Genomic DNA, 6,260 nt, shown 5'->3' with positions numbered 1-6,260 from the left:
ACCGACCGCGGAGCCACGGCCACCGGCGGCGCGACCGAGGGCTCGACCGCCGGGCGCGGCGGTGCGGCAGACGCGGTCGGAGACGGATCGTCACTCGCGGACGTCGTCGGGTCCGGGGCGCTCTCTGCCGGCGCCTCGGCCGACGACGCTGACGCGGGCGGCCGATTCAGGCTCTGCCAGGTGCCGTACCCGAGGGCCGCCAGCACCAACAGGACGGCCACGAGCAGCCAGGGGCGCCGGCCGGGAACCTCGTCGGTGTGGGCCTCCCAGGGGCGCGGCGATTCCACCGCCGCCACCGTCCGGTCGTCATCGTCCAGATGCCAGTCGCGCGCCTGGCCGTGCCCGTCCTCGGGCGCGGGTTCGTGGCGCATGACGAGCGGGTCGACTGCCGGCTCCGGCTCTGGCGGTGCCGTGTCGTCCGGGACGTCGGCGACGAGCCACTCCTGCTCGACATCGGCGTCGGTGTCGCCCTCGCCGGGCGCTGGGTCGACGTCGCGTCGGGCCCCGACGGTGTCGATCACCGGGCTCTCGACCGTGCCGTCCTCTTCGGGAAACAGCGACAGCGCGATCCCCTCGGGATCCTCGATCGGCTGCACCTTGATGTCGCGCGCGGCCTGGTCGCGGGCCGCGTCGGCATTCGCCGCGGGCGCGGCCAGGATGACGCCCTCCCGGGCAAAGCGCGACAGGGCCCCGGACTTCTCGGCCGGGTCGGACGCCGGCCCGGCGAGGGCCTCCAGCCAGGCCTCGAGCGACGCGTAGCGCTGGTCGGGATCGGGGTGCAGCGCCCGCACGAAGACCTCGTGCAGCCGGGCGTCCTCGGTCGGCGTCTCGGCGAGCGTCCAGCGGTCGAAGGCCGGGATCGTGCCGGCAATCAGGCGACGGCCCGACAACGCGTCGAGCGCCAGCATCGCCAGCGAATACTGGTCGGCCCGGGCATCCCAGGGGCGGCCGGAGGCGCGCTCCGGGGCCGTGAAGGGCACCCGGACGGGGGCCTGCAACTTCAGCGCCTCGAGAGCCGGGGCGATGCCCACGCCGGTCAGCACCCCGCCATCCTCGGTAACCAGAACGTCGCGCGGGTGGATGGCGCCGTGCAGGACCCCTGCCTCGTGCGCGGCCTGCAATCCGGCCGTCACCGCACGCAACCAGGGCAGCGTCGCTTCCAGCGTCTGACGACCGCCGCGCAAGCGCCCTTCCACACTCGGGTCGTTGAGCACGGGCGACGCCAGGTAGACCCCGTCGTCGGAGACGCCGACGTCGGTGACCGGCTGCAGGGCCGGATGCTGCGGCAGGGCGTGTCGTGCCTGGTCGAGCCGGGCGACGAGGGCGGCCGCGTCGTCGGCCACGTCGGTGATCAGCTTGAGGACCTGCAAGCGACCGCGGTCGTCCTCCACGAGCAACCGTGGGCCCAGCGTGCCAGACGCCAGGACACGTCGGACGCGAAACGGTCCGACCACCTCGGGCGGCTGGAAGAGGGACGAGGGGTCGTGGGTCAGGGCAGGGACTCTCCTGCGCGAGGCTCGCGCGGGCAGACGCAGCGGCATTATAGCAAGCCAGGTGCCCACCCGGGCGTCTAGCCTTGACACCCGTGGGGCCCTTTGCGACAGTGGACCCCCTGTGCGCTCAGACTCGACTACGCAGGCGGCTCAGCCACAGGGCATCGACATGCGCCAGTGGTCGGGTTCGCGCCTGAGCCTGGATTACACCTTCCAGCACCACAAGCTCGCGGCGTACTACGCGGGGGACCCCGCCACGCCGGAGGCCTGGCGCGAGGTGATCGCCCGCGTCCAGACCCAGCCCCGCGAGCGCGACCGGATGGTCGCCATCCTCCAGGCCCAGCTCGAGCAGCGGCAGGCCCCCGAGCAGGCACGGGCGGCCGCCGCGAAGCTGGCCGACCCGCGCACCGTCGCCATCGTGACGGGGCAGCAGGCCGGCCTCTTCGGTGGACCGCTCTACACGCTGATGAAGGGCCTCACGGCCGCCCGGTTGGCCGCCGACATCGAGACGCAGTTCGGTGTGCCCTGCGTGACGGTGTTCTGGAACCACGCCGAGGACCACGACTGGGAGGAGGTCGCCTCCGCCTGGGTGCTGGACGCCGACCTGCAGGCGCATCGCCTCACCGTCGGCGGCATCGAGGGCGACGGGCACGTCCCGGTCGGTCAGGTCCACCTCACCGACGACATCACCCGGGTGCTCGCCGACCTCGACACGCTGCTGCCGCAGACCGAGTTCACCGCGGACACGGTGGCGCAGCTGCGGCGCTGTTATCAGCCCGGCACCGGGATGGCGGACGCCTTCGGCCACCTGCTCGATGCCCTGCTCGGACCGCTCGGTGTGGTCGTCTTCGACGGCAGCGACTCGGCGGCCAAGCCGCTGGCGAGCGCCATCTTCAGGCGGGTGCTCGATCATCCGGGGCGCACCCGTCAGCTGGCCAGTGCCGCCGGCGAGGCCCTCGTGGCCGACGGCTACCACGCGCAGGTCCTGGCGCAACCGGACGGCACCGCCCTGTTCTCGATGGTCGGCGGGCGCATTCCCATTCGTTACCGGGACGGCCAGTTCTTCGTCGGCGACACCCCGGTCGAGGCCGAGACGCTGCGGGCCGATGCCGAGGCGCACCCCGAGCACTTCAGCCCGAACGTGCTGCTGCGCGCCGTCGTGCAGGACACGCTGCTGCCGACCATTGCCTACGTCGCCGGGCCGTCGGAACTGGCCTATCTGGGCCAGCTGAAGAGCGTCTACGCCTTCCACGAGACGGCCATGCCGCTCATCGTGCCGCGGGCCACGGGGACGATTCTCGACTCGGCCTCGCTGCGCTTCCTGTCGCGCACGTCGCTCGAACTGCGGTCGCTGCAGGCGCAGGACGAGCATGTGCTGAACCACTGGCTCGAGAGCCAGTTGCCCCCGACGCTCGAGCAGGCGCTCCACGATCTCGAGCACACGATGGACGAACGGATGGGCGCGCTCCTGGCGGCGGTGCCGGCGCTCGATCCGACCCTCGACGGCGCGGTCAAGTCGTCGCAGGGACGCATCGCCCACGAACTGCGCGGGCTGCACGCGAAGGTGATCACGGCGGCCAAGCGCCGGCACGACACGCTGCGCCGCCAGTTCGGCCACGCCCAGCACCTGGCGTTTCCGGGCGGGCATCCGCAGGAACGTGTCGTGTGTCTGGCCTGGTTCATGAACCGGTTCGGCCCGGCACTCGTGCCCCGGCTCTACGAGTGCCTCCCCGTCGAGGGCGGCAAGCATTGGCTGCTCCAGCTCTGACCTCGGCCCGCGGCAGCGGCCTCCCGGCGTCACGCCGCCCGTCCCGGCGGTCCCGCGCATGATGGCCCGGCGTCGCCCGCGGCGCCGCTGGCTCAAGCTGGCCGCCGCGCTGCTGCTCGGTCCGCTCCTGGTCCTCGGCGCGGTGTTCATCGCGCTGTATCGGTCGGTGGCCCTCGAAGTGGATGCCCGCCTCGCGGGCCTGCACGACCGTGTGGCCCCCAAGGTGTACGCGCGGCCGTTCGTGCTGCGCCAGGGCCAGGCGCTGACGGCGCCGGAACTCGACGATCGCCTCGACGACCTCGGCTACACGCGCAAGAGTCGCGCGGCGAGCCCGGGGGAATTCGACATCAGCCCAACCGAGGTCCGCCTCGTGCCCCGCGGGGGCACCGCCGAGGGACGTGTGGTCCGCGTGGCCCTCACGCTCGATGCTGCCGGTCGGACCGGCCAGATCACGCGGCTGACCCTCGAAGGCACGGGCGCCGTGAACGAGGTCCAGCTCGAAGCGCCCCTGCTGACGGCGGTGGCCCCGGGCGGGCGCGGGCGCCAGCGGCAACTGCCGCTCGCACAGCTGCCGGCCAGCGTGGTGCAGGCCGTCCTCGCCATCGAGGATCGCCGCTTCTATTCCCATCCCGGCGTGGATCTCATCAGGACGATCGGCGCGGTGGTGACCAACCTGCGCGGCGACAAGAAGTACCTGGTCGGCGGCAGCACGCTGACGCAGCAGCTCGTGAAGAACTCGTTCCTCACGCCGGAGAAGACCTACACCCGCAAGATCCGCGAGCAGGTGATGTCGATCGTCCTCGAGCGACGCCTGACCAAGGACCGGATCCTCGAGTTGTACCTGAACGACGTCTACCTCGGGCAGCGCGGATCGTTCGCCGTGCACGGCGTCGCGGAAGGGGCCCACCTGTTCTTCGGCAAGGACGTCAGCAACGTGTCGCTGGCCGAGGCCGCGACCCTGGCCGGCATCATCCAGTCGCCGGCCGCGCACTCGCCCACGCGCCACCCGGTGCGCTCGAAGGAACGGCGCGATGTCGTCCTGCGGTCGATGGTGGAGGCCGGCTACGTCACGCGGACGGCGGCAGAGACGGCGATACGCGCTCCGCTCGAAACCGCGCAGGGCAGCGTCGATGCCGAAGCCCCGTACTTCGTCGACTACGTGACCCAACTCGTTGCCGAGCAGGTGGCCATGCGGGCCTCGGCGACACGCGTGGCGGTCCACACGACGCTCGATCTGCATCTCCAGCGACTGGCCCAGGACGTCGTGGCGACCGGGGTCGCGGACATCGAGGCACGCTATGCCAAGCGTGGGCAGAAGCGTGGCCCCCTGCAGGCCGCACTGGTGGCCGTGGATCCGCGCACCGGCGAGATTCTGGCCATGGTCGGCGGTCGCTCGTACCAGCGCTCCCAGTACAACCGCGCGACGACGGCCAAGCGGCAACCGGGGTCGACGTTCAAGCCCTTCGTGTTCCTCGCCGCGTTCGACATGGCGCTGCGCGAGGGACGCACCGACCTGACGCCCGCCACGGTGCTCTCGGACGAGCCCGCGACGTTCCTCGTGAACGGCCAGGAGTGGTCACCGCGCAACTACGACGGCGAACACGACGGCCTGATCACCGCGCGGCGCGCGCTGGCGCGATCCCGGAACCTCGCCACGATTCAGATGGCGGAGCTGGCCGGCTATCAGAACATCGCGTCGCTCTGGCGCAGCGTGAAGCCCGGGTTCACGGCCCGTGCCTATCCCTCGATCGCATTGGGCGTGTTCGAGGCGACGCCCCTCGACATGGCCGAGGCCTACACCCTCTTTCCCAATCTGGGTGAAGTGCGACCGCTGCGCGCCGTCTCGCGGATCGAAATCGACAACGGCATCGCGCCACTGCCCGAGATGGGGCGCGTGCGGCAGGTCACACAGCCGGGGCCGACCTTCCTCGTCACCAACATGATGCGCAGCGTGCTCAACGAGGGCACCGGCGCGGGGGCGCGGGCGGCCGGCTTCACGCTCGACGCCGCCGGGAAGAGCGGCACGACCAACGACCTGCGTGACGCCTGGTTCGTCGGCTTCACGCCCGAACTGCTCACCGTGGTCTGGGTGGGCCTGGACGACAACACGCCCGTCGGCCTGAGCGGCTCGCAGGCCGCCCTGCCCATCTGGACGGCCTTCATGAAGCGCGCGCTGGCCGGCCATCGCAACGTGTCGTTCACCGTCCCCGACGGCGTGACGCTCGTCGACATCGACAAGGAGACGGGCGGCCGCGCCGGCCCCTTCTGCGAATCGACCGCCAACGAGGCCTTCCTGGTCGGCACCGAACCACAAACGCTGTGCTACACGCACCTCGGCGTCCCGGGCGGCAGCCTTGCCACGCTCCCGCACCTGATGCACGTGCCCCCCGCGCCGACCACGGCCGCCGGACAGCCGCTGCCGGGGACACCCGTTCCCCACTAGCCCGCCTTCGCCGGTTGCACACGCTCCGGCTTCGGTGGGCAAGCCCCGTGGCGCGCGGCACACGCTCCGGCTTCGGCGGTCAAGCCCCAGGCTCGCGGCACACGCTCCGGCTTCGGCGGAGCACGTGCCCGCGGGTCGGCCCACACTGCGGGCTTCGGCGGGGCAAGCCAATCGCACGTCCCGGCGGTCCAAGAGTCGGTTCCCGCTGGCGACCAAGACTTTGCAGGATGAAGCCTGGGCATCGCCGCCTGGGACCCAACCACTTGCCCCAGGCTCGGCCGATTCCCGATTCCCGATTCCCGATTCCCGATTCCCGGTTCTCGCCTCCCGACGTCCGTCGCGATTTCCGAATCCCCCCATGTCCCCGTATACTGGCGTGTCGTTTTTTCCCTAGAGGTTGCCCCTTGAAGTACGCCGTTCCTGTCCTCCTCGCCCTCTCCCTGGGCGTCGCCTGCAATCGCACCGAGACCAAGGCTGCCGCCAATCAGGCGCCCGCGGCCGGTGCCACCGCGCAGCCCGGCACGCCGGCTGCGGGCACCCCGACGGACCCGCAGGC

The 6,260-nt window shown here is 71.6% G+C and carries 3 protein-coding genes; 2 read left to right on the top strand and 1 reads right to left on the bottom strand.

The features are described from left to right. Positions 1-1,562, bottom strand: a 1,562-nt coding sequence (locus Q0C41_RS28965; RefSeq protein ID WP_291990081.1) for a hypothetical protein, incomplete at its 3' end; no start/stop codon positions are given. A gap of 100 nt (positions 1,563-1,662) precedes the next feature. On the opposite strand from Q0C41_RS28965, the gene bshC reads away from it, so the two are divergent. Together bshC and Q0C41_RS28955 are read left to right on the top strand one after the other, a co-directional pair. After that, a complete protein-coding gene (bshC, locus tag Q0C41_RS28960; protein WP_291990079.1) occupies positions 1,663-3,261 on the top strand; it encodes a bacillithiol biosynthesis cysteine-adding enzyme BshC in 1,599 nt (532 codons plus the stop codon). 58 nt (positions 3,262-3,319) lie between these two features. Continuing rightward, positions 3,320-5,704: a PBP1A family penicillin-binding protein gene (locus tag Q0C41_RS28955; RefSeq protein ID WP_291990077.1), complete on the top strand. Its 2,385-nt coding sequence runs from the start codon at positions 3,320-3,322 to the stop codon at positions 5,702-5,704. Positions 5,705-6,260 lie beyond the last annotated feature (556 nt).

It is taken from the genome of Luteitalea sp. (assembly GCF_022842525.1).
GTDB lineage: Bacteria > Acidobacteriota > Vicinamibacteria > Vicinamibacterales > Vicinamibacteraceae > Luteitalea.
The sequence above is the reverse complement of the archived record's forward strand: the minus strand, read 5'-3'. Positions and strand labels throughout refer to the sequence as shown.

Bases quoted from the DNA above. Each gene is read 5' to 3' on its own strand.
- Q0C41_RS28955 (WP_291990077.1), top strand. From the start codon at position 3,320: ATGATGGCCCGGCGTCGCCCGCGGCGCCGCTGGCTCAAGCTGGCCGCC.
- bshC (WP_291990079.1), top strand. From the start codon at position 1,663: ATGCGCCAGTGGTCGGGTTCGCGCCTGAGCCTGGATTACACCTTCCAG.